The organism is Cupriavidus sp. 05N39 (genome assembly GCF_056397325.1).
Genome location: NZ_JBFTNE010000291.1, coordinates 1 through 512, shown reverse-complemented (window position 1 = coordinate 512; position 512 = coordinate 1). Strand labels below are relative to the sequence as shown.

Genomic DNA, 512 nt, shown 5'->3' with positions numbered 1-512 from the left:
GCGCATGCCCATGCAGGTGGTGAAGTCGCTTGAGGATGAGCAATGGGAGCGCCTGGGCGCACCGGTGTTCGTCCGCGGCCAGCTGCGCAGCTACGCGCGCCTGTTGAAGGTGGACCTGGGCGATGCGCTGGAGCAGGCCCGGATCGGGGCGGTGGTGCCGCCGCAATTGGTCAGCCACACGCATACCCCGCGCACCCGCCGCATTGCCGAGAGCCTGGGCCGCAAGGCGCTGTACGTGGGCATCACGGCGGCGCTGGTGGTGCCGACCTATTTCACGACCCGGGGCTTCTTCGACGCGGGCAGCCCCGCCCCGAGCACCGCCTCGCTGGATGTGATCCCGGCGGCCGTGCCGGTGGCCGGTGGTCCGGCCCCGGCCGACACCGCGCCCGCGCCGGCCGCTGCCCCCGCCGGTGCCGTTCCCGCCACGCCCAACGCGCCCTAAGTGGCCTCGCTGACGGCGGTTCCGCGCCCCGCGGCCGCCGCCGCCCCGGCCCCGGCCGGTGCCTTGAACC

General features: G+C 75.0%; 1 protein-coding gene. It reads left to right on the top strand.

The annotated features are described in order from the left end of the window. Nucleotides 1-442: helix-turn-helix domain-containing protein (locus AC1DN0_RS41365; protein WP_477146647.1), on the top strand; the 442-nt coding region annotated here is incomplete at its 5' end. Between the last annotated feature and the right edge of the window lie 70 nt (nucleotides 443-512).